Annotated in this window: 20 protein-coding genes and 1 pseudogene; 13 read left to right on the forward strand and 8 right to left on the reverse strand. The window is 67.4% G+C overall.

From position 1 onward, the window contains the following. Window positions 1-17: 17 nt before the first annotated feature. A complete protein-coding gene (locus ACYQ6W_RS02690) occupies window positions 18-719 on the reverse strand; it encodes a M48 family metallopeptidase (protein ID WP_459673405.1) in 702 nt (233 codons plus the stop codon). An 88-nt stretch (window positions 720-807) separates the two neighbouring features. Then, window positions 808-2,220, reverse strand: a complete 1,413-nt coding sequence (locus ACYQ6W_RS02695) for an NAD(P)H-dependent flavin oxidoreductase (RefSeq protein WP_459673406.1) — start codon at window positions 2,218-2,220, stop codon at window positions 808-810. 235 nt (window positions 2,221-2,455) lie between these two features. Between ACYQ6W_RS02695 and ACYQ6W_RS02700 the strand changes: the two genes are divergently transcribed. The 8 genes from ACYQ6W_RS02700 (at window position 2,456) to ACYQ6W_RS02735 (ending at window position 10,437) form a co-directional block, all read left to right on the forward strand. Beyond that, window positions 2,456-3,352 (forward strand): pseudouridine-5'-phosphate glycosidase, encoded by an 897-nt coding sequence (locus ACYQ6W_RS02700; protein WP_459673442.1) that lies wholly within the window; start codon window positions 2,456-2,458, stop codon window positions 3,350-3,352. A gap of 32 nt (window positions 3,353-3,384) precedes the next feature. Continuing rightward, window positions 3,385-4,239, forward strand: a complete 855-nt coding sequence (locus ACYQ6W_RS02705; protein WP_459673407.1) for an N-formylglutamate amidohydrolase — start codon at window positions 3,385-3,387, stop codon at window positions 4,237-4,239. A gap of 10 nt (window positions 4,240-4,249) precedes the next feature. Next, the gene (locus tag ACYQ6W_RS02710) at window positions 4,250-5,293 is read left to right on the forward strand and encodes an LLM class flavin-dependent oxidoreductase (RefSeq protein WP_459673408.1); all 1,044 of its coding nucleotides are present in this window, start codon (window positions 4,250-4,252) and stop codon (window positions 5,291-5,293) included. A gap of 88 nt (window positions 5,294-5,381) precedes the next feature. Continuing rightward, a complete protein-coding gene (locus tag ACYQ6W_RS02715; protein ID WP_459673409.1) occupies window positions 5,382-6,347 on the forward strand; it encodes a 2-hydroxyacid dehydrogenase in 966 nt (321 codons plus the stop codon). A gap of 11 nt (window positions 6,348-6,358) precedes the next feature. Next, a complete protein-coding gene (locus ACYQ6W_RS02720; RefSeq protein WP_459673410.1) occupies window positions 6,359-7,387 on the forward strand; it encodes an L-idonate 5-dehydrogenase in 1,029 nt (342 codons plus the stop codon). Between the two features lie 77 nt (window positions 7,388-7,464). After that, a complete protein-coding gene (locus ACYQ6W_RS02725; RefSeq protein WP_459673411.1) occupies window positions 7,465-8,901 on the forward strand; it encodes a glutamine synthetase family protein in 1,437 nt (478 codons plus the stop codon). A 2-nt stretch (window positions 8,902-8,903) separates the two neighbouring features. Beyond that, on the forward strand, window positions 8,904-9,842 hold the full coding sequence (locus ACYQ6W_RS02730; RefSeq protein WP_459673412.1) for a nitrilase-related carbon-nitrogen hydrolase: 939 nt from the start codon (window positions 8,904-8,906) through the stop codon (window positions 9,840-9,842). Next, a complete protein-coding gene (locus ACYQ6W_RS02735) occupies window positions 9,835-10,437 on the forward strand; it encodes a helix-turn-helix domain-containing protein (protein ID WP_459673413.1) in 603 nt (200 codons plus the stop codon). The genes ACYQ6W_RS02730 and ACYQ6W_RS02735 overlap by 8 nt, the downstream gene beginning before the upstream one ends. A gap of 9 nt (window positions 10,438-10,446) precedes the next feature. Here the strand turns inward: ACYQ6W_RS02735 and ACYQ6W_RS02740 are convergent, their stop codons facing one another. Both ACYQ6W_RS02740 and ACYQ6W_RS02745 read right to left on the reverse strand, forming a co-directional pair. Further along, entirely contained in the window at window positions 10,447-10,767 is a 321-nt protein-coding gene (locus ACYQ6W_RS02740) for a DoxX family protein (protein WP_459673414.1), read from the reverse strand. A gap of 1 nt (window position 10,768) precedes the next feature. Next, a complete protein-coding gene (locus tag ACYQ6W_RS02745) occupies window positions 10,769-11,149 on the reverse strand; it encodes a DUF4267 domain-containing protein (protein ID WP_459673415.1) in 381 nt (126 codons plus the stop codon). 101 nt (window positions 11,150-11,250) lie between these two features. Here ACYQ6W_RS02745 and ACYQ6W_RS02750 point away from each other — a divergent pair, with 101 nt between their 5' ends. After that, the gene (locus ACYQ6W_RS02750) at window positions 11,251-11,835 is read left to right on the forward strand and encodes a TetR/AcrR family transcriptional regulator (protein ID WP_459673416.1); all 585 of its coding nucleotides are present in this window, start codon (window positions 11,251-11,253) and stop codon (window positions 11,833-11,835) included. Here ACYQ6W_RS02750 and ACYQ6W_RS02755 read toward each other — a convergent pair. Beyond that, window positions 11,821-12,759, reverse strand: coding sequence for a LysR family transcriptional regulator (locus tag ACYQ6W_RS02755; RefSeq protein WP_459673418.1), 939 nt, complete (start codon window positions 12,757-12,759; stop codon window positions 11,821-11,823). The two genes, ACYQ6W_RS02750 and ACYQ6W_RS02755, sit on opposite strands and share 15 nt — an antisense overlap. A gap of 125 nt (window positions 12,760-12,884) precedes the next feature. Between ACYQ6W_RS02755 and ACYQ6W_RS02760 the strand changes: the two genes are divergently transcribed. Continuing rightward, the gene (locus tag ACYQ6W_RS02760) at window positions 12,885-13,733 is read left to right on the forward strand and encodes an alpha/beta fold hydrolase (RefSeq protein WP_459673419.1); all 849 of its coding nucleotides are present in this window, start codon (window positions 12,885-12,887) and stop codon (window positions 13,731-13,733) included. Between the two features lie 41 nt (window positions 13,734-13,774). Further along, window positions 13,775-14,404, forward strand: coding sequence for a pyridoxamine 5'-phosphate oxidase family protein (locus ACYQ6W_RS02765; protein WP_459673420.1), 630 nt, complete (start codon window positions 13,775-13,777; stop codon window positions 14,402-14,404). Here ACYQ6W_RS02765 and ACYQ6W_RS02770 read toward each other — a convergent pair. Both ACYQ6W_RS02770 and ACYQ6W_RS02775 read right to left on the reverse strand, forming a co-directional pair. Continuing rightward, window positions 14,401-14,622: a hypothetical protein gene (locus tag ACYQ6W_RS02770; protein WP_459673421.1), complete on the reverse strand. Its 222-nt coding sequence runs from the start codon at window positions 14,620-14,622 to the stop codon at window positions 14,401-14,403. The two genes, ACYQ6W_RS02765 and ACYQ6W_RS02770, sit on opposite strands and share 4 nt — an antisense overlap. Before the next feature lie 72 nt (window positions 14,623-14,694). After that, entirely contained in the window at window positions 14,695-15,030 is a 336-nt protein-coding gene (locus ACYQ6W_RS02775; RefSeq protein ID WP_459673422.1) for a hypothetical protein, read from the reverse strand. A 38-nt stretch (window positions 15,031-15,068) separates the two neighbouring features. Here ACYQ6W_RS02775 and ACYQ6W_RS02780 point away from each other — a divergent pair, with 38 nt between their 5' ends. Beyond that, the gene (locus ACYQ6W_RS02780) at window positions 15,069-16,061 is read left to right on the forward strand and encodes an ArsR/SmtB family transcription factor (RefSeq protein ID WP_459673423.1); all 993 of its coding nucleotides are present in this window, start codon (window positions 15,069-15,071) and stop codon (window positions 16,059-16,061) included. Next, on the forward strand, window positions 16,058-19,552 hold the full coding sequence (gene metH / locus ACYQ6W_RS02785; protein WP_459673424.1) for a methionine synthase: 3,495 nt from the start codon (window positions 16,058-16,060) through the stop codon (window positions 19,550-19,552). The genes ACYQ6W_RS02780 and metH overlap by 4 nt, the downstream gene beginning before the upstream one ends. 436 nt (window positions 19,553-19,988) lie before the next feature. Here the strand turns inward: metH and ACYQ6W_RS02790 are convergent. Continuing rightward, window positions 19,989-20,069 (reverse strand): annotated as a pseudogene (locus ACYQ6W_RS02790) (IS5/IS1182 family transposase); the annotation flags it as partial.

Below are 20,069 nucleotides of genomic sequence, written 5' to 3' on the forward strand. Positions count from 1 at the left end.
TCTCCTAGAATGAACGCTCAGCCGACCCGCATCAGGCGCACGCCCTCGTCGCGCAGCCAGTCGGAGGCGCCGCGCCAGCCGGGGCAGAGAACCTCGACCAGCGCCCAGAATTCGGGGCCGTGATGGAGATGGCGCAGATGCGCCACCTCATGCGCCGCCACATAGTCCTGCACGAAGGCCGGCGCCATGACGAGGCGCCAGCTGAAGGCGAGCGAGCCGTCCGGCGCGCAGGAGCCCCAGCGGCTGCGGGTGTCCTTGATGGTGATGCGGCGCGGTTTGAGGCCGAGACGCGCCGCATGCAGGCGGGCGAGTTCGGAGAGCCTCCGCCGCGCCTCCTGGCGCAGAAAATCGGTGACGCGGCGGGCGAGGAAGCTCGCATCCCCCGCGACCACCAGGCGCCCCTCCTCCAGCCAGGCGCCACCGCGCGCCTCCGGCCGATGCTGGATCGGATGCGGCACGCCGGCCAGCGGCACCGCCGCCCCATCGGCGAAGACCACCCCGCTCGGCAGTGCTGCGAGACGCGAGGCAACCCAGTTGCCGTTTTCCATGAGCAGCGCCATGCCGGCGCGCTTGGAGGAGCGTGGCGGCAGGGTGACGACGACGACGCCGCGCCCGGCGTCGATGCGGAGGCTGATGCGGCGCGCACGCGTGCTGCGCCGCCAGACGACGTCGGCGACGACGCCGGGGAGCGCGAGGCTTTCGCGGCTCAGCTCGGCCATGGCGTGGCGGACTGCATGATGGCGGCACTCTGCCCCAGCCGCCGCCGCGCGCTCAAGCGCATTCGGCGGCGGGGTGGGCAGCTGCGGATCAGCGGCCGGTCTTGATCCGTTCGAAAAGCTGCTTCACCGTCGGGATGAAGCCGTTGGAATAGAAGGGATCGAGGGCGAAGCGGAAGCCGTTGTGGCCGCTGAACATCAGGTTGTTCTCGGCCGTGTAGTCGTCGGTCGCGCCATGGCCGATGGTCTGCAGCGTCTTCTGGATGCAGAAGCTGCGGGGATCCGCCTTCTTGCCATTGGAGAAATCCGGCTCCTCCTGGCTCCAGTTCGAGAAACGGCACTGGCTGAGGCAGCCCATGCAGTCCACCTGGTCCTGGTAGATCTGGGCGGCACGCTCCGGCGTCACGAAAATCAGGGTGGTGTCCGGCGTGCGCAGCGCTTCGGTGAAGCCCTGGGCTACCCACTGCTTCACCCGGGCGAGATCGGGCTTCGTCAGATAGACGATGCGCTTGCGCGGGCCGACGCCGAACTCGGCGGTATGCTCGCCCACCACCTCGGTGGTGTAGGCGACCTGCCGCTCGCTGCGGCCGCGCAGCTCCTGGATGAAGGCGTTGTTCACGGCGCTGGAATAGAAGCCGGTCGGGCTGAAGCGATTCAGAAAGACGTCACCCCTCTTGAGGGTGAGCAGCTTCTGCTTCCAGCTGTCGCCGATCGGGCTCTCCTGCGTCAGCAGCGGGCGGGTGCCGAACTGGAAGGCGACCGGGCCGAGCTCCGGATTGTCGATCCAGTCCTCCCATTCCTCCAGCCACCAGACGCCGCCGGCCATGATGATCGGGGTATCGTCCAGGCCGAAGGCGCGCATCTGCTTGCGCAGCGCGAGCACGCGGGGGAAGGGATCCTCCGGCTTCGTCGGGTCTTCGCTGTTGGAGAGGCCGTTATGGCCGCCGGCAAGCCAGGGGTCTTCGTAGACCACGCCGCCGAGCAGGTTGGAGGCCTTGTGATAGGCCCGCTTCCACAGCGCGCTGAAGGCGCGGGCGGAGGAGACGATGGGGTAGTAGTGCACGCCGAACTTGGTCGCGATCTCGGACAGACGGTAGGGCATGCCGGCACCGCAGGTCAGCCCGTTGATCAGCCCCTTGGCGCCTTCAAGAACGCCGGTGATCACGCGCTCCGCCCCGCCCATCTCCCACAGGATATTGGCGTGGATGCGGCCGCGGCCGCCGTTGATCTCGTGCGCACGCTGCGCCTGGGCGATGCCGCCCTTGATGGCGTAGTTGATCAGCTCCTCGTGCCGATCCCGCCGGGTGCGGCCGTGATAGACCTGCGGGATGACCCGGCCCTCTGCGTCGTAGCTATCGGCATTGACGGCGCTGAAGGTCCCGACGCCGCCGGACGCGGCCCAGTGACCACAGCTGATGCCGTCGCTCACCGCCACGCCCTTCCCGCCTTCGATGAGGGGCAGGATGTCCACCCCGCCCATCCGGATCGCATTCAGCGCCTTCATACTTCCAATTCCACTGCGCGCGGCCTGCCGGGCCGCGCTGTTCCCCAAATTCTCTACGAGCGACCGCCCCGCATAGATGCGAGGCCGCAGCATTCACCCTATAGGATGAGAGCCGCTTACTCGTGACACGGTGCTGTAACCCATGAACGTCCCTTCGCCCAGCCCAACCGCTGCGCAACACCCGGTCGATGGCGGGCAAACTCCCTTTGCCCCTCCCATTACTGTGTCAGCCGAGGTGGCGGAAGCGTTACGAACGTATAGGCCGGTCGTGGCGCTCGAATCGACCATCATCACCCACGGCATGCCTTATCCGCAGAACCTCGCCATGGCCCGTCAGGTGGAGGCGGATTGCCGCGAAGGTAACGCCGTGCCTGCGACCATCGGCCTGCTGGATGGTGAAATTCTGGTAGGAATGAGCGCGGAGCAGTTGGAGGCGCTGGCCGCAAGCCCGGCGCCCATGAAGCTCTCGCGCGCCGATCTGGGATTCGCGCTAGCCCTCGGCCGCTCCGGCGGCACCACCGTCTCCGCCACCATGATCTGCGCCGCCCTCGCCGGCATCGCGGTCTTCGCCACGGGCGGCATCGGCGGCGTGCATCGCGGTGGCGAGGTCAGCCTCGACGTCTCGGCCGATCTCGAGGAGCTGGCGCGCACCCCGGTCACCGTCGTCTGCGCCGGCGCAAAGGCGATCCTCGATCTGCCGCGCACCCTCGAATATCTCGAAACCCGGGGCGTGCCGGTGCTGGGCTACCAGACGGACCACCTGCCCGCCTTCTGGAGCGCTGCGAGTCCCTGGCGCGTGCCGCTGCGGGTGGAGAGTGCGGAGGAGATCGCGGCGGTCATGGCCGCCCGCAGCCGGCTCGGCCTCGCCGGCGGCATGCTGGTCGCCAATCCCATTCCGGTCGCGGAGGAAATCCCCTTCGCCGAGATGAAGACGCTGGTCGATGCGGTGCTGGAAGAAGCGCAGCTGCAGCGGGTGGAGGGCAAGGCCGTCACCCCCTTTCTGCTGTCCCGCCTGCTCACCTTGAGCGAGGGACGCAGCCTCACCGCCAACATCGCGCTGGTGCGCAACAATGTGCGTCTCGCCGCCGCCATTGCTTGTGCCGCAGCCGGACCCGCCCCGATTGGCGGATGACAGGGGCGGGTTTGAGCGCTTCAATGGATGTCATGGATTACACAGACGTCGCGCCGCCCTTTTGCGTGATCGAGCCAGAAGAGCAGACCGCGCCGCTCGTCTTCTCCTCGGCGCATTCGGGCGCCGACTATCCGGCCTCCTTCCTCGCTGAAAGCCGCCTCGAACCCCGCACCCTCCGCCGCTCGGAAGATTTCGGGGTGGATCGGCTGTTCGCCGCCGCTCCAGACCATGGCGCGCCGCTGCTCAAGGCCTTCTTCCCGCGCGCCTACTGCGATGCGAACCGTGAACCCTGGGAGCTGGATCCGGCGATGTTCGCCGATCCTCTGCCCGCTTGGGTGAATACGGCGAGCGCGCGCATCGGCGCCGGCCTCGGCACCATCCCGCGCGTCGTCGCCTCGGGCGAGACGATCTATGAGCGGAAGCTGAGCTTCGCCGAAGCAGAAGACCGCATCCGCCGCTGCTGGGACCCCTATCATGCCGCGCTCCGCGGGCTCATTGCCCGCACGCTCGACCGGTTCGGCGTGTGCTTCCTGATCGACTGCCATTCCATGCCCTCCAGCATGGGCCAGGCCACGCCCGATTTCGTCTTGGGGGACGCCTTCGGCACCGCCTGCCATCCGGATCTGGTCAGCCAGACGGAAAGCTGCCTGCGCCGCCTCGGCTACAGCGTCCGCCGCAACGATCCATACGCCGGCGGCTATGTCACCCGCCAATACGGCCGCCCACGCGACGGCGTGCACGCCCTGCAGGTCGAGATCGCCCGGGGTCTCTACATGGACGAGCGCCGGATCGAGGCGCATCGCGGCTTCATCCGTCTGCAGCGAGACCTCGCGGATCTCATCGCCTTCATGACGGCGGAGGGCTTCGTCCTCCGCGGCTATCGCTGAGCCTCGTGCCATGCAGCTCGGCCTCTACAGCTTCGGCGAGACCGCGGTCGATCCGGCGACCGGCCGGCCGGTCGCCGCCGGCCAGCGCCTGCGGGACCTGGTGGAGGAGATCGAGCTCGCGGACCAGGTCGGGCTCGACGTCTTCGGCATCGGGGAGCATCACCGGCCGGATTACGCAGTTTCGGCCCCGGCGATCGTGCTGGCGGCGGCCGCCAGCCGCACCAGGCGCATCATCCTGACGACGGCCGTGACGGTGCTGAGTTCGGACGACCCCGTGCGGGTCTTCCAGGATTTCGCGACCCTGGACCAGATTTCCGAGGGCCGCGCCGAGATCACCGCCGGCCGCGGCTCCTTCGTCGAATCCTTCCCTCTCTTCGGCTATGATCTCGACGATTACGACGCCCTCTTCACCGAAAAGCTCGAACTGCTGCTCAAGCTGCGGGACGAGGAGCGGGTGGTCTGGGCGGGGCGCCACCGCCCGGCGCTGGAGGGCCAGGGGATCTACCCCCGCCCCTACCAGCCGCGCCTGCCGATCTGGGTCGCGAGCGGCGGCACCCCCTCCTCCGCCGCCCGGGCGGCGCGGCTCGGCCTGCCCATGGCGGTTGCCATCATTGGCGGCGAGCCCGTCCGCTTCGCGCCGCTCCTGGATTACTACCGAGACCAAGCGATTCGCGCCGGGCAGGACCCGAGCCAGATGCCCATCAGCATCGGCAGCCACGGCTATGTCGCGGAGACGACGGCGCTGGCGGTGGAGGAATTCTATCCGGCCCTCAAGGCCGTCATGGACCGTCTCGGCGCCGAGCGCGGCTGGCCGCCGCTGAGCCGGGACGATTATGACCGGCAGCGCCGCGCCGAAGGCCCCCTCTTCGTCGGCACACCGGAGGCCATCGCGGAAAAGATCCTGTTCCAGCACAGCATCTTCCGCCACCAGCGTTTCCTGCTGCAACTCGCGGTGGGGCCCATGCCGCATGCGCGGATCATGAGGGCGATCGAACTTTTCGGCACCAGGGTCGCCCCCCTCGTCCGCGCCGAGGTGGCGCGGCGGGGCTATTGACACCGGCTTGACGGCCGAGCGAGACGGGCGCCTAATCCATGATAACGATAACAAGACCTTGAACGAGACCGCCGGAGACGAAACGGCCATGAGCCAGCCAAGCAACGACAGCAGCAGCACACGGCCCGAGATCCTGATGATCAGCGCCCTGCCCGCATGGGACATGGAACCGCTGGAAGCCAGCTATCGGATCCATCGCTACTGGGAAGCCGCCGACAAGCAGGCGCTGCTCGCCCAGTGCCAGAACGTGCGCGCCATCCTGACGGTGGGCCATCTTGGCGCCGATGCCGCGCTCATCGCGGCCCTCCCCAAGCTCGAGCTGGTCGCCTGCTTCGGCGTCGGCGTCGACGGGGTGGATTTCGCCGCCACCCGCGCGCGCGGCATTCCGGTCACGAATACGCCGGACGTGCTGAGCGGCGACGTGGCGGATCTCGCCATCGCGCTGGCCATCGCCACGATGCGCGACATCGCGAAAGCGGATGCCTTCGTGCGCGGCGGCCATTGGGCCGAGGGCGGCATGAGACTCGGCCGCCGCTTCTTTGGCTGCCGGCTCGGCATCTTGGGCCTCGGGCGGATCGGCATGGCGGTGGCGGAGCGGGCGCGCGGCTTCGACTGTGAGATCGGCTATTACAACCGCAGCCCCAAACCCGGCGTGCCGTATGAGGCCTTCGACACGCCGCAGGCGCTCGCCGCCTGGGCCGATGTCGTCATCGTCACCCTCGCCGGCGGCGCCGGCACCCAGGCCATCATGGATGCGGCAGCCATTACCGCCCTTGGGCCACAGGGCTATCTCGTCAACGTCTCGCGCGGCTCCACGGTGGACGAGGAGGCGCTGATCACGGCGCTGCAGCGCGGCACCATTGCCGGTGCGGGGCTCGACGTCTTTCTCAACGAGCCCGCCATCGACGCGCGCTTCGCGGCCTTGCCCAATACCGTGCTGATGCCGCATCAGGGCAGCGCGACGGCGGAAACCCGGCGCGCCATGGGCCAGCTGGTGCGGGACAATCTTGCCGCCCATTTCGCGGGCCGGCCGCTGCTGACCCCGGTCGAATAAGGAGTCCGCGCATGCGCACCGTCGTCATCCACGCCGCTCACGATCTCCGCATCGAGGAACGGGCCGTCGAACCGCTCGGGCCCGGCCAGGTCGCGGTGCGCATCCGCGCCGGCGGCATCTGCGGGTCCGATCTGCACTACTACCAGCATGGCGGTTTCGGCACGGTGCGGGTGCGCGAGCCGATGATCCTCGGCCACGAGATCGCGGGCGAGGTGATGGAGGTGGCGTCGGATGTCACCACGGTCTCGGTCGGAGACCGCGTGGCCGTCAATCCGAGCCGGCCCTGCCGCGGCTGCCGATTCTGCCTGATGGGCCTGCCCAATCAGTGCCTCAACATGCGCTTCTATGGCAGCGCCATGCCGATGCCGCACATCCAGGGCGGGTTTCGCGAGGTTCTCGTCTGCGACGCGATCCAGTGCTTCAAGGCGGAGCGGGCGAGCGCCGCCGAGCTTGCCATGGCGGAACCCTTCTCCGTCGTCCTCCACGCCCTCTCCCGCGCCGGCTCCCTGCTCGGCGCTCGCGTGCTGGTGACGGGCTGCGGCCCGATCGGCGCGCTCACCGTCGCCGCCGCCCGCTTCCATGGCGCAGCCGAGATCATCGTGACCGACATCGTGGACGAGCCGCTGGCCATCGCGAAAACCCTCGGAGCCACGCATGCCGTCAATACGATGGCTCAGCCGGATGCGCTGGCACCCTATGCCGCGGAGAAGGGCCAGATCGACGTGATGATCGAATGTTCCGGCAACGAACGCGCCTTGCGCGCCGGAATGGAGGTGGTGCGGCCGCGCGGCACCATCGTGCAACTCGGCTTGGGCGGCGATATGTCGGTGCCGCAGAACATGGTGGTGGCGAAGGAATTCCTCATCACCGGCTCCTTCCGCTTCCATGAGGAGTTCCCCCTCGCCGTCGCCCTCATCGACAGTGGCCGGGTGGATCTCTCCCCCCTGCTCACCGGCAGCTACCCGATCGAAGAAGCCGTCACCGCCTTCGAAAAGGCCGGCGACCGTCGGCATGCGATGAAGGTGCAGCTCACCTTCTGAGGACAGCTTTCTCTCAATTTTTCTTGCACGAAAATTTTTCTCGCCTACGCTGATGCTTTCATTCCCGGAGGCGCGGCATGGCGGCGTTCATCGACAAACACGGACTCTGGACCAAGGATCAGGCGGCACGGGCCAAGGACCTGGCCGCCCGCATCCAGGCAGACGGCATCCGCAACATCCGCATCGGCTGGGGCGACCAGCACGGCATCATCCGCGGCAAGACCGTCACCGCCGGGGAGTTTCTTTCGAGCCTCGCCTCGGGCAAGGATTTCCAGCTCGTCACGGCGATTTTCGACACCACGAACCACCCGATCGTGCCGCCCTTCGGGGCCGAGAACCACCTCGGCATTCCCGAAATGATCGGCCTGCCGGACGGCGTGCTGGTGCCTGATCCTGCCACCTTCCATGTCCTGCCGTGGGTGCCCGACACCGGCTGGATTCTGGCCGACGCCTATTTCCGCAATGGCCGCCCCTGCCCGCTCTCCACCCGTCAACTGCTGTGCGCGCAACTGGATCGCCTCGCGGCGGACGGCATGAGCCTGACGGTCGGGCTGGAATTCGAATTCTACGTCTACAAGCTGCGCGATCCGAAGATGAGCCCAGCCGACAGCGGCTATCCGCCGACGCCCCCCGAGGTTGAGAACATCGCCCATGGCTATCAGTATCTGACCGAGACGCGCGGCGACGAGATCGAGCCGATCTACGCCATGCTGCAGCGAAATCTGGGGGCGCTGGGCCTGCCTCTCGCCTCTCTGGAAGATGAATGGGGGCCGGGTCAATGCGAGCTGACCTTCGCGCCGCTGCCGGCGCTGAAGGCTGCCGACCGGGCGCTGCTCGTCCGCACCGCCATCAAGCAGCTCTGCCGCCGCGCCGGCTATCATGCAAGCTTCATGGCCGTGCCGAAGATCGCCAACAGCTTCCCGAGCGGCTGGCATCTGCACCAGTCCCTCACCCGGCAGGGGCGCAACCTCTTCGCGGCGAGCGAGGGCGAGGCCGGGCCGCTGTCCTCCCTCGGCATGGCCTATCTCGGCGGGTTGCTCGATCATGCGGGGGCGACGGCGCTGCTCACCACACCCACCGTCAATGGCTACAAGCGCCAGCGGCCGGATGGTTTCGCGCCCTATAAGGCCGCCTGGGCACAGGAGAATCGCGGCGCCATGCTGCGCGTGATCGGTGACGGCGGGGATGCCGCCTCCCGCATCGAAAACCGCATCGGCGACCCTGCCGCCAATCCCTATCTGTACATCGCTTCGCAGATCATCGCCGGCCGCGCCGGCATCGCGGCCCAGGCCGATCCAGGGGCGCCGTCCGCCGCCGCCTACCTCGCCGACCGTCCGCTGCTGCCCGGCAGCCTAGGGGAAGCGCTTGCGGCCTTCAAAGCCAGCGAGACGTTGAAATCGGCGCTCGGTGAAACCTTCCATCACTATTTCCACAGTCTGAAGCTCTTCGAATGGAACCGCTTCCTCAGCGCGGTGACGGACTGGGAACATCAGGAATATTTCGAGATTTTTTGACGATGAGCACACTGCATCTCGGCATCGCCCAGCTTCGCCCTGCCTGGGGCCAGGCAGATCGCTCGGTCGATATCGTCACCCGCGCCATCGCCGAAGCGGCGGCCCGTGACATCGATCTCCTCGCCTTCTCGGAAACCTTCCTCTCGGGCTATCCCTTCTGGGTCTGCCGCACCAATGGCGCAGCCTTCGAGGATGCACGCCAAGCCCGTGCCTATGCGCAGTTCATCGAGGGCGCGGTCGAAATCGGCGGTCCGGAACTCGCGCGCGTCTCCGAGGCCGCGCGCGATCATGGCGTCTCGGTGGTGCTCGGCGTCAATGAACGCGGAAGCCGCGCCGGGCGTGGCACGGTCTGGTGCAGCCTCGTCACCATCGATGCCGAACGGGGCATCCTGGGGTCGCACCGCAAGCTGATGCCGACGCATGACGAACGGCTGGTCTGGGGCATCGGCGATGCTCGGGATTTGCGCTGTCATAGCTTCGGTGCCTTCCGTGTCAGTGGGCTCAACTGCTGGGAAAACTGGATGGGTCATGCACGGGCCGCCCTGTACGAAGACGGCGCGGATATTCACGTCTCGGTCTGGCCGGGCAACGAGGCGGTGACGAAGGGTCTGCCGCTCTTCGCAGCGCAGGAGGGCCGCCTGTGGTGCGCCAGCGTCTGCGGCCTGCTGTCGCTTGGCGACGTGCCGGAAGATTTCGAATTCTACCAGGACCTGAAAGCCGAAGGTCTGGACGTCATCTTCGCCGGCGGATCGGGCATCTACGATCCGATGCAGCGCTGTGCCGTCCGGATCGAACCTGGGACGGAAGGCATCGCCTCGGCCGTCATTGACCGGGCAAGCCTCTATGCAGCGCGACAGGGCTTCGACCAGAGCGGCCATTACGCCAGACCCGACATCTTCGACCTTCGTGTGCAGCGGCGCAGGCTCGGCGACCATGGATGAGGCGGCGCTGATCACCGCCTTCTGCCAGAAGCTGAAGTTGATCCGTCGCGACAAGGATCTGACGCTGGAGGAGCTGGCGCGGCTGAGCGGGGTCTCGATCTCGACCATTTCCAAGATCGAGAACCAGCAGCAGAAGCCGGGGTTCGAGACGGTGCTGAAGATCTCCCGCGCGCTGCACGTCAACTTCGTCCATATGCTCGATCCGCCGGAGGCTGCTGCGCCGCGCACGGCGCGCCGCGTGGTGACAAGGGCGGCGGAAGCGCCGGTCTATCGCAGCGACCATTATGCCTATGCCGCACATGCGACCGAACTCGCCAACAAGACCATGGTGCCGCTGCTCATGCGCATCGCGATCGAGGCGCCGCCGCCCCTCGCCGATTGGAGCGTGCATGACGGCGAGGAATATGCCCATGTGCTGGAAGGCACGGTCGAGTTGCATATGGAACACTACGCGCCGGTGCGGCTGGGGCGCGGCGATAGCTGCTATTTCGACAGCACCATGCGCCATGCTTATGTCGCGGTCGGCGGTGAAGCCGTGGTGCTGTCGATCTGCCTCTCCATCGTGCCCTTCAAGGAGGAGACGGCCGGCGGCTGAGGCGCCGCCTCAGGGCAGCGCCGCCGCCAGCACGATGAGGACGGCGAAGAGGCCGAGCGGCGGCAGATGCCTGGCCTCGCGCTGGCGGAGCACCGAGACGGTCGCGGCCAGGATGATGGCGGCGCCGAGGCCGAGGCCAGGGGCGCGGGTCGCCGGCAGCGCGATGAGCGCGGCGCTCAGAATTTCCGCGAGCCCAGTGGGCACGCCCCACCAGCGCGGATAGCCCCAGCGCACGAAATCACCCCTGGTTCGCTCGGTGCCGATCAGGTTGAAGAGGCCGGCGCCGGCAAAGCCCGCAACCAGAAGCCAGACCACGATGCCTTGGATCATCTCAGCGCCCTCCCATCATCAGGACCAGGCCATCCAGCACCATCACCAGCGCCGTCACGCCATGCATGCCGAGGGCCAGGCGGGTGGAGCCGCGGGCGGCGAGGATGACCAGCATGTCCCCCACCGCGATGGTGGCTTCGATGAGCAGGATCAGACCCACCGCCTGCGGATGACCCCAGGCCAGGAAACCCAGAACCGTTAGCCCCGAAGCGATGTCCCGCACGCCCTTCAGGCGCAGCCAGGGGTCAGTCCGCGGCCCTTCCTCAGGCAGTGGCAGGCCGAAGCTGCGGGTCGCGGCGCGCGGACGCAGAACGTACTGAAGGCCGATCACGATGATCGCGGCAGCCAAAACGAAGGCGAGTCCGGGTGCAAGCCAATGCATCTCACTCTCCATGAAAAAATCTAGCGTTGCTAGGTTTATGATATACCATTGCTAGTTCGTCAAGCATTGCTATTATTTTTGCCTTGAGAAAGGGAGAGCCGATGGGAGCGACGGAGCGAAAGGCGCGAGAGCGGGCGGAGCGCGAGCAGCGCATCATCGCGGCGGCGCGGGGGATCGCGGAGCGCGAGGGCTGGAGTGCAGTGACCGTGCGCCGCCTGGCCGAGGAGATCGAATACAGCCAGCCGGTCCTCTATTCTCATTTCGCCAATCGGGACGCGATCGTGACCGCCGTCGCACTGCAGGGATTTCGCGAGATCACCGCCGTGCTGCGGGCGGCGGCGGAGACCGCGCCGACAGAGGAAGAGGCGCTGGCCCAGGTCGCTGCCGCCTATCTCGCCTTCGCCATCGACCGGGCCGCGCTCTACGAGGCGATGTTCACTCTGCCCACCGACCTCCGTTTCGCCCGAGGCGATACGCAACCGGAGCTGCGCGCCGCCTTCGCGGCGATGGCCGCCGTGGTTGCCCCCTTCTGCGCGGATCCGGACCTCGTGACGGAGACGTTCTGGGCGGCGCTACACGGTTTCGCGACCCTGGAAGGCTCCGGGCGCATTCGCCCCGCCGCCCGCGCCGCGCGCGCGGCTCTGCTGGTTCAAGCCGTCACGGCAGGGCGGTCAGGACACCGCTAGCGCCTCATCGTTCATCGTCGCCGCCACCTGCGCCAGCGCCTGGCGCAGCCGCGGCACGGCATGGTCCACGAAGGCCCGCACCGGCGACCAGGCGTGGGGATGCGGGCGGAAGACCATGTGCACGGGAATGGCCTCCGGCTCGAAGGCCTGCAGCAGGCGGGTGAGCCGGCCGGCCGCGAGATCCTCGGCGACCTGATAAGAGAGAACCCGAATGCAGCCGCGCCCGCGCAAGGCGGCCTCCAGCCCGGCCGCGACACTGGTGTTGGAAAACCGGGTTGCTACCGGCATCGCGCGCACGCCCGCCGCACCGGCGGCACGCCGGAAGGGCCAAAGCTCGCGGTTGGCCTCGCCGCGCATGCCGATGCAGTCATGCCCGGCAAGATCGGTGGGCGTCGCTGGCCCGCCCTTCCGCGCCAGATAGGCCGGCGCCGCACAGACCACCTGCCGCACCTCCCCCAGACGCACGGCCACCAGGCTGCTGTCCTCCAGATGGGCGAAGCGGATGGCGAGATCCACGCCCTCCCCCACCATGTCGACGACACGGTTGAGCAGCAGCGCGCGGGCCGTCACCCCCGGATGCAGCCCGAGGAAGTCTTCCAACACGGGCTGCACCTTGAGCCGCCCGAAGAGTTCCGGCGCGGTGAGCACGAGCGTGCCGGAGACGGCCTGGCCGCGGGCACCGGGCCGCAATTCGGCGAGGCGGGCTAAGACCTCCCGCCAGGCGGCGAGGTGACGTTCCCCGGCCTCGGTCAGCCGCAGGCCGCGCGTGGAGCGCAGCAACAGCACCTCGCCCGCCCCCTCCTCGAGCAGGGCGATGGCGCGGGTCGCCGCGGCAGGCGAGCGGCCGAAGCGCCGGGCCGCCGCGGCGAGCGACCCACCCTCGACCGCGGCCACCGCCATCTCCATCGCCTCGATGCGGTCCATTCTTTCACATCCTGAAATCGACCGTCTCAAAGAAGGGACATTCTCGCGCTTCGCGCAAGGACCTAGGCTTCCCGCATGCATTGGAGGGCGTCTGCGCCTTCCGCCCATTCGCAGAGGACAGGCCCATGATCGACATTCGCTATCACCGCCAGCAGGTCGGCTCCGTCGACGTCTTCTATCGCGAGGCCGGTGCCCCCGACGCGCCCGTGCTGCTTCTGCTGCACGGCTTCCCGAGCGCCAGCCACATGTTCCGCGATCTCATTCCGCAGCTCGCCGACCGCTACCGCGTGATTGCGCCCGACCTGCCGGGTTTCGGGCTGACACAGGCCCCGGGGCGCGGCAGCTTCGACTATAGTTTCGACAGCCTCGCCGCCGTCATGGGCCAGTTCGTCGAGGCCCTAGGTCTCACCCGCTATGCGCTCTACGTGTTCGACTATGGCGCGCCCACCGGGTTCCGGCTCGCCATGGCGCACCCCGAGCGCGTGACGGCAATCATCAGCCAGAACGGCAATGCCTATGTCGAAGGCTTGAGCGCCGGCTGGGCGCCCTGGCAGGGCTATTGGCAGGCGCCCACGGAGGCGAACCGTGCCGCCTGCCGCGATAGCCTGAGCGACGCTGCGATCCGCGCCCAATACGAGGATGGCGCGCCCGCAGGCCTCGTGAGCCCGGACGGGTATACGCTGGACCAATTCTACATGCGCCGCCCCGAAGCCGAGGAGGTCCAGCTCGACCTCATCCTCAGCTACCGCACGAATGTCGCCCTCTATCCCGCCTTCCAGGCGTATTTCCGCGAGTACCAGCCAAAACTGCTGGCGGTCTGGGGCCGCAATGACGGCTTCTTCCTGCCGCCGGGTGCCGAGGCCTTCAAGCGCGACCTGCCGCAGGCGGAGGTGCATTTCCTCGATACCGGCCATTTCGCGCTGGAGACTCATCATCGGGAGATTGCCGCGCATATCCGCCGCTTCCTCGGCTAAGCGCCGATGCGGAGTGCCGGGTTCATATCAGGAGACGGGACATGGCTTATGGCTTTCTCGACACGCTGACGACACCCGGCATCCGCGCCGCGCAAGCGGCCATGGGCGCGGACAGGCAATGGGCGCAGTTCAAGGGCCATCGCGACTTCGACCGGATCGGCCCGCAAGAGGCCGCCTTCATCGCGGCGCGCGACAGCTTCTACCTGGCGAGCGTCGGTGAAGGTGGCTGGCCCTATGTCCAGCATCGCGGCGGCGCGCCCGGCTTCCTGAAGGTGATCGACGCCACCACCCTCGCCTTCCCGGACTATCGCGGCAATCTACAGTACATTTCGGTCGGCAATCTCGCGACCAGCGACCGCGTGGCGCTGATCCTGATGGATTATCCGCACCGGGCGCGCATGAAGATCCTGGCGCGTGCGGAAATCGTTCAGGTGGAGGACCGGCCCGATTTGGCCGAGCGGGTGCTCGACCCGAAGTCCCAGGCGCGGGTCGAACGGATCATCCTGCTGCACCTCGTCGCCTTTGACTGGAACTGCCCGCAGCACATCATCCCGCGCTTCACCGAGGCCGAGGTGGGTGAAGCCGTGGCGCCGCTCCTCGCCCATGTGAAGGCGCTGGAAGCCGAGGTGGAGCAGTTGAAGGCGCAGATCGCAGCCGGGGGAGTGGGCTAGACGACCCGCTCGGTCAGGCGTTCGGGCGGGATGGCATCTGCCATCGCATCGATCGCCGAAATCACGGCATTGACCTCGGCCGAGACCGAAGACGGGATTTCAGAGGAAGGCTGCATCCAGCCCGGCGGCAAGCGCGCTTCCAAGGCCTGCCGGATGGCCCGGAGCGCGGCCCAGACCTCCTCATGCGCGCGATCACTCTCTTCGGATGGCTCGGCCATCGCCGCCTCCTCTCGTTGCTGGCGGAGAGATGGCGCCGCCCATGCCCTGTCACCATGGGCTCGCCGAGAGTTTTAGGCGGCGGCGCCCTCGAGCCGATAGCAGGCGGAGGCGAGACCGTCCGTCTCCAGCGCCTGTCGCAGCGCGGTCTCCCCCGCAGGGCTCGCAGGAACGGCGCCGAGGCGGTGGAAAAACGGCACCTCGCCTACCGCGCGGGCGCGGAAGAGCTGTCCCAGGAGCTCGGCGACGGGGCTTCGCGTGATGCAGCAGAGGCAGCCCGGCAGATGCCCGTCCTCCCGCTTGTCCCACGGGGCTTCGGCGAGATTCTCGACCAGCCACAGCACGTCCGGCGCGGCGTGGTCGGTTTCCGCGGCGATGAAGACGGGGATGCGGGCGTCCATGCGGGTCATGAGATAGACATAAACATATGTTTATGCGATATCAAGGCATGGACAGTTTCCTGACCTCGCTGCGCGCCGCGGCCGAGCCGACGCGGATGCGTATTCTGGCGCTCTGCGCCCGCGGTGCCTTCTGCGTGAGTGAGCTGGTGACGATCCTCGGCCAGTCCCAGCCGAGCCTCTCCCGCCACCTCCGCCTGCTGGTCGAAGCCGGGCTGCTGCGCCGCCAGCAGGAGGGCATCTTCTCCTGGTTCACCCTGCCCGAGGCGACGAGCCCGGCCGGCGACCTCGCCCGCAGCCTGGTCGCGCGCCTGCCGGAAGAGGACGCGGTGCTGGCCGCCGACCGCCGCATGGCGGCGCAGACTCTCTCGGAACGCGCCCGCACCGCCTCGGAAAGCTTCCGCGCCCGCGGCGCCGAGTGGGACGAGATGACCGCCCTCGGCCTGCCCGCGGCCGCCGTGGAGCAGGCGCTGCTCGATATCGCCGGGCCCGCGCCCTATGGCCGCGTGCTCGACCTCGGCACCGGCACCGGCCGTGTGCTGGAACTGCTGGGGCCGCGTGCCGAAGCGGGCTTGGGTATCGATGCCAGCCCGCAAATGCTGAAGCTTGCCCGCACGCGGCTGGCCCAGGCGGGCCTCGCCCATTGCACCCTGCGCCAGGCCGACATGTATCGCCTGCCGCTTCCCGATGGCAGTGCGACCAGCGGCTTCGACCGCACGGTACTGCAGATGGTGCTGCACCATGCCGAAGACCCCGAAGCCGTCCTGCGGGAAGCCGCCCGCGTGACCCGGACGGGAGGCAAGATCATCGTCGTCGATCTCGCCCAGCACACCGCCCATGATCTCGCCGAGACGCTGGCCCACCGCCATCGCGGCTTCGCACCCGCCCGCATGCGCGCCATGTTGCAAGCTGCCGGGCTGTGTCTTCAGGGAACGGTCACCATTCCGGGTCCAATTCCTGCCGAGATCTGGAGCGGCGGCCTTCTGCCCCGCAGCCTGCCCGCCACGACCTCCCTCTCCGACGTCCAAGAGGCCCATCCATGACCAGCCGCCCGCATCTTCTCGACGCGCTCCGTGACCAGGTTCTGCTGTGCGACGGCGGCATGGGCAGCCGTGTCCAGGCGCTGACGCTCGACATCGAAAAGGATTTCTGGAACCGCGAGAATTGCACCGAAGTGCTGAACCTCTCGCGCCCGGAACTCGTGCGGGAAATCCACCGCGGCTACTTCGAGGCCGGCGCCGACATGGTGGAGACCAATACCTTCGGCGGCAGCCCCATCACCCTCGCCGAATTCGACCTGCAGGACCGCACCTTCGAGATCAACAAGACGGCGGCGGAGCTTGCGCGCGAAGCGGCGGAGAGCTTTGCCGACGGGCGGCATCGCTACGTCGTGGGCTCGGTGGGGCCCGGCACCAAGCTGCCGACCCTCGGCAATATCGCCTATGACCCGTTGGAGGCGGCGCTTGCCGACCAGTGCCGCGGCCTCATCGCCGGCGGGGTGGACGCGATCCTCATCGAAACCTGCCAGGACACGCTGCAGATCAAGGCCGCCGTCAACGGCGCCAAGATCGCCCGCACCGAGGCCGGCACCGAGACGCCGATCTTCGTGCAGGTGACGGTGGAGACCACCGGCACGCTGCTGGTCGGGCCCGACATCGCCTCCGCCGCGACGGTGATCGACGCGCTCGGCGTGCCGCTGATGGGGCTCAACTGCGCCACCGGCCCGCAGGAAATGGCCGAGCACATCCGCTGGCTCGCTACCAACTGGCGCGGCCTGATCTCGGTGCAGCCCAATGCCGGCCTACCGGAACTCGTCAACGGCCAGACGCATTACCCGCTGGGGCCGGACGAGATGGCGAGCTGGGTGGAGCGCTATGTCGCCGAGGACGGGCTCAACCTCATCGGCGGCTGCTGCGGCACCTCGACGCCGCATATCGCAGCCCTCGACGCCATGCTGCGCAAGCGCGCCGGATCGCTCATCCGCCCGGCGCCGGTGGCGCGCCGCCCGGTCTGGATTCCCTCCGTCGCCGGTCTCTACGGCCAGGTCTCGCTCCGCCAGGAGAACAGCTATTTCTCCATCGGCGAGCGCTGCAACGCCAATGGCTCGAAGAAGTGGCGGCAGCTGCAGGAAGCGGGTGACTGGGACGGCTGCGTCGGCATGGGGCGCGAGCAGGTGGGCGAAGGCTCCAACGCGCTCGATGTCTGCACCGCCTTCGTCGGGCGGGACGAAGTGGCCGAGATGAGCGAGGTGGTGCGCCGCTTCACCTCGAGCGTCAACGCGCCGCTCGTCATCGACAGCACGGAGCGCGGCGTGCTGGAAGCAGCACTCAAGCTGCATGGCGGCAAGCCCATCATCAACTCGATCAATTTCGAGGATGGCGAAAAGCCGGCGGAAGACCGCATGATCCTCTCGCGGAAATTCGGCGCGGCGGTGATTGCGCTGACGATCGACGAAGCCGGCATGGCCAAGACCGCCGAGGACAAGCTGCGCATCGCCCGCCGGCTGGTGGATTTTGCCTGCGGCAAACACGGCCTGCCGCAGTCCGACCTGTTGATCGATCCCCTGACCTTCACCATCGCGACAGGCAATGAGGACGACCGCAAGCTCGGCCTCTGGACGCTGGACGGCATCCGCATGATCCGCGAGGCCTTCCCGGATATCCAGATCATCCTCGGCCTGTCCAACATCAGCTTCGGCCTCAACCCCGCCGCCCGCGCCGTGCTCAACTCGGTCTTCCTCGACCATGCGCTGCGTGCCGGCATGACGGGAGCGATCGTGCATGTCAGCAAGATCCGCCCGCTGCACCAGATTCCGCCGGAGGAAGTGGCCGTTGCCGAAGACCTCATCTTCGACCGCAGGCGGGAGGGCTACGACCCGCTGCAGAAGATGCTGGAGATCTTCGCCGAGCGGAAGCTGGCCGATGTCGGCGCCAAGAAGCGTGCCGAGACGGTGGAAGGCCGGTTGAAGGACCGCATCGTCGATGGTGACCGCAAGGGGCTGGAGGAGGATCTGGCGGAAGCCATGAAGACCTACCCGCCGCTCGACATCATCAACACCCTGCTGCTGGACGGGATGAAGGTGGTGGGCGAGCTGTTCGGCGCCGGCAAGATGCAGCTGCCCTTCGTGCTGCAGAGCGCGGAGACGATGAAGGCCGCCGTCGCGTATCTCGAGCCCTTCATGGAGAAGATCGAAGGCCAGGAGAAGGGCACCATCGTGCTCGCGACCGTGAAGGGGGACGTGCACGACATCGGCAAGAACCTTGTCGACATCATCCTGACCAACAACGGCTATCGCGTCATCAATCTCGGCATCAAGGTGCCGCTGGCCGACATGGTGGCGGCGGTGCGCGAAAACCGCGCCCATGCCATCGGCATGTCCGGCTTGCTGGTGAAATCCACCGTGGTCATGAAGGACAATCTGGAGGAGCTGTCGCGCCTTGGCGTCGATGTGCCGATCCTGCTGGGTGGCGCGGCGCTGACGCGCAATTTCGTGGAAGACGACTGCGTGCAGGTCTATGCCTCCGGCCGCGTGGCCTATGCGCGCGATGCCTTCGACGGGCTGTCGCTGATGGAGAAGGTGACGAGTAGCGGCTTTGATGAATACACCGCCGCCATCCAGTCCCGCCGTGCCGGCAAGGCCCGCAACAGCCGCCGAACGCTGGGTGAAGCCGCCGCCCCCGCCTTCCAGCCGGTGGATATCGGCGCGGTGCAGGCGCGGCGGCGCAGGCTCAACCAGGACGAGCCCGCGCTTGTGCCTCCCTTCTGGGGTTCGCGCATTGTGGAGGCAACGCCGAAGGCGATCGTGCCCTTCCTCAACGAGCGCAGCCTCTATCAATTCCAATGGGGTTTCCGGAAGCAGGGCCGGTCCTTGGACGACTTCCTTGGCTGGGCGAAGCAGGAGCTGCGCCCGGTGATGCGGCGCATGCTGACCCTCTGCGAGCAGGACGACATCCTGCGCCCGCAGGCAATCTACGGCTATTGGAAGGCGGCCGGCCAGGGCAATGACCTTATCCTGTTCGGCGAGGATGGCGAGACCGAGCTTGCCCGCTTCGCCCTGCCCCGCCAGCCGCGCGAGGATGGCGACTGCATCGCCGACTTCGTGCCGGATGTGGATGATGCGGCGCGCGGCGTCATCGGCCTGCAGGTGGTGACCGTGGGGCAGAAAGCCTCCGACCTCGCGCGCCTCTGGTTCGAGGAAAACCGCTACCAGGACTATCTCTATCTGCACGGTCTCTCGGTGGAGATGGCGGAGGCGATGGCCGAATACACGCATAAGCGCATCCGCGCGGAACTCGGCTTCGCGGCCGAGGACGACCGCGACATGGATAGGATGCTGGCGCAGGGCTATCGCGGCAGCCGCTATTCCTTCGGCTATCCCGCCTGCCCGAAGCTCGAGGATCAGGCCCCGATCCTGAAACTGCTGGAAGCCGAGCGCATCGGCATCTCGCTCTCGGACGAATGGCAGCTGCACCCGGAGCAATCAACCAGCGCGCTCGTGCTGCTCAACGCCCACGCCAAGTATTTCTCGGTCTAGGCTGGTTCCGGTTTCGATAGAATCGCTTTCAAACACGTCATGCCCGGCCTCGTGCCGGGTATCCATGCGCGCCGGCGCCCGGACATGGATCGCGGGCCGCCGGCAGCGTCCAAGCAGGTTCTTTTTTTGAAAAAAAGAACCAAAAAACCTTCATTCCCTGCCGCCCGCCGCCTAGTCCCGAACCGGCCCGAGTTGCCAGCCGGAAACTAGGGGTGGATTACTGTCGTTTCTTTTGGGCAACAGGTGAGACTTCCCACCAAGTCTGGGACACGCGGACAAGGGGCGGCTTTGGGGGATAGCGGATAGGCGGGTTTGAGACAGGTCACGAGATAAGCTGCCGTTAACTTGGATACTCTTCATTTCTACTGCTATGCCGACCGCCACGAACACCTCGACGACGCGTAGCAACTACAGACAAACGTTTTAGGGTTGGGACTCATAACCAGTAGCTGACGACCGCCGCGATGCAGACAGCGGCGTGGAAGTTTGTGGCGAGCCGGTCGTAGCGTGTGGCGAC

Source organism: Acidisoma sp. 7E03, assembly GCF_054665075.1.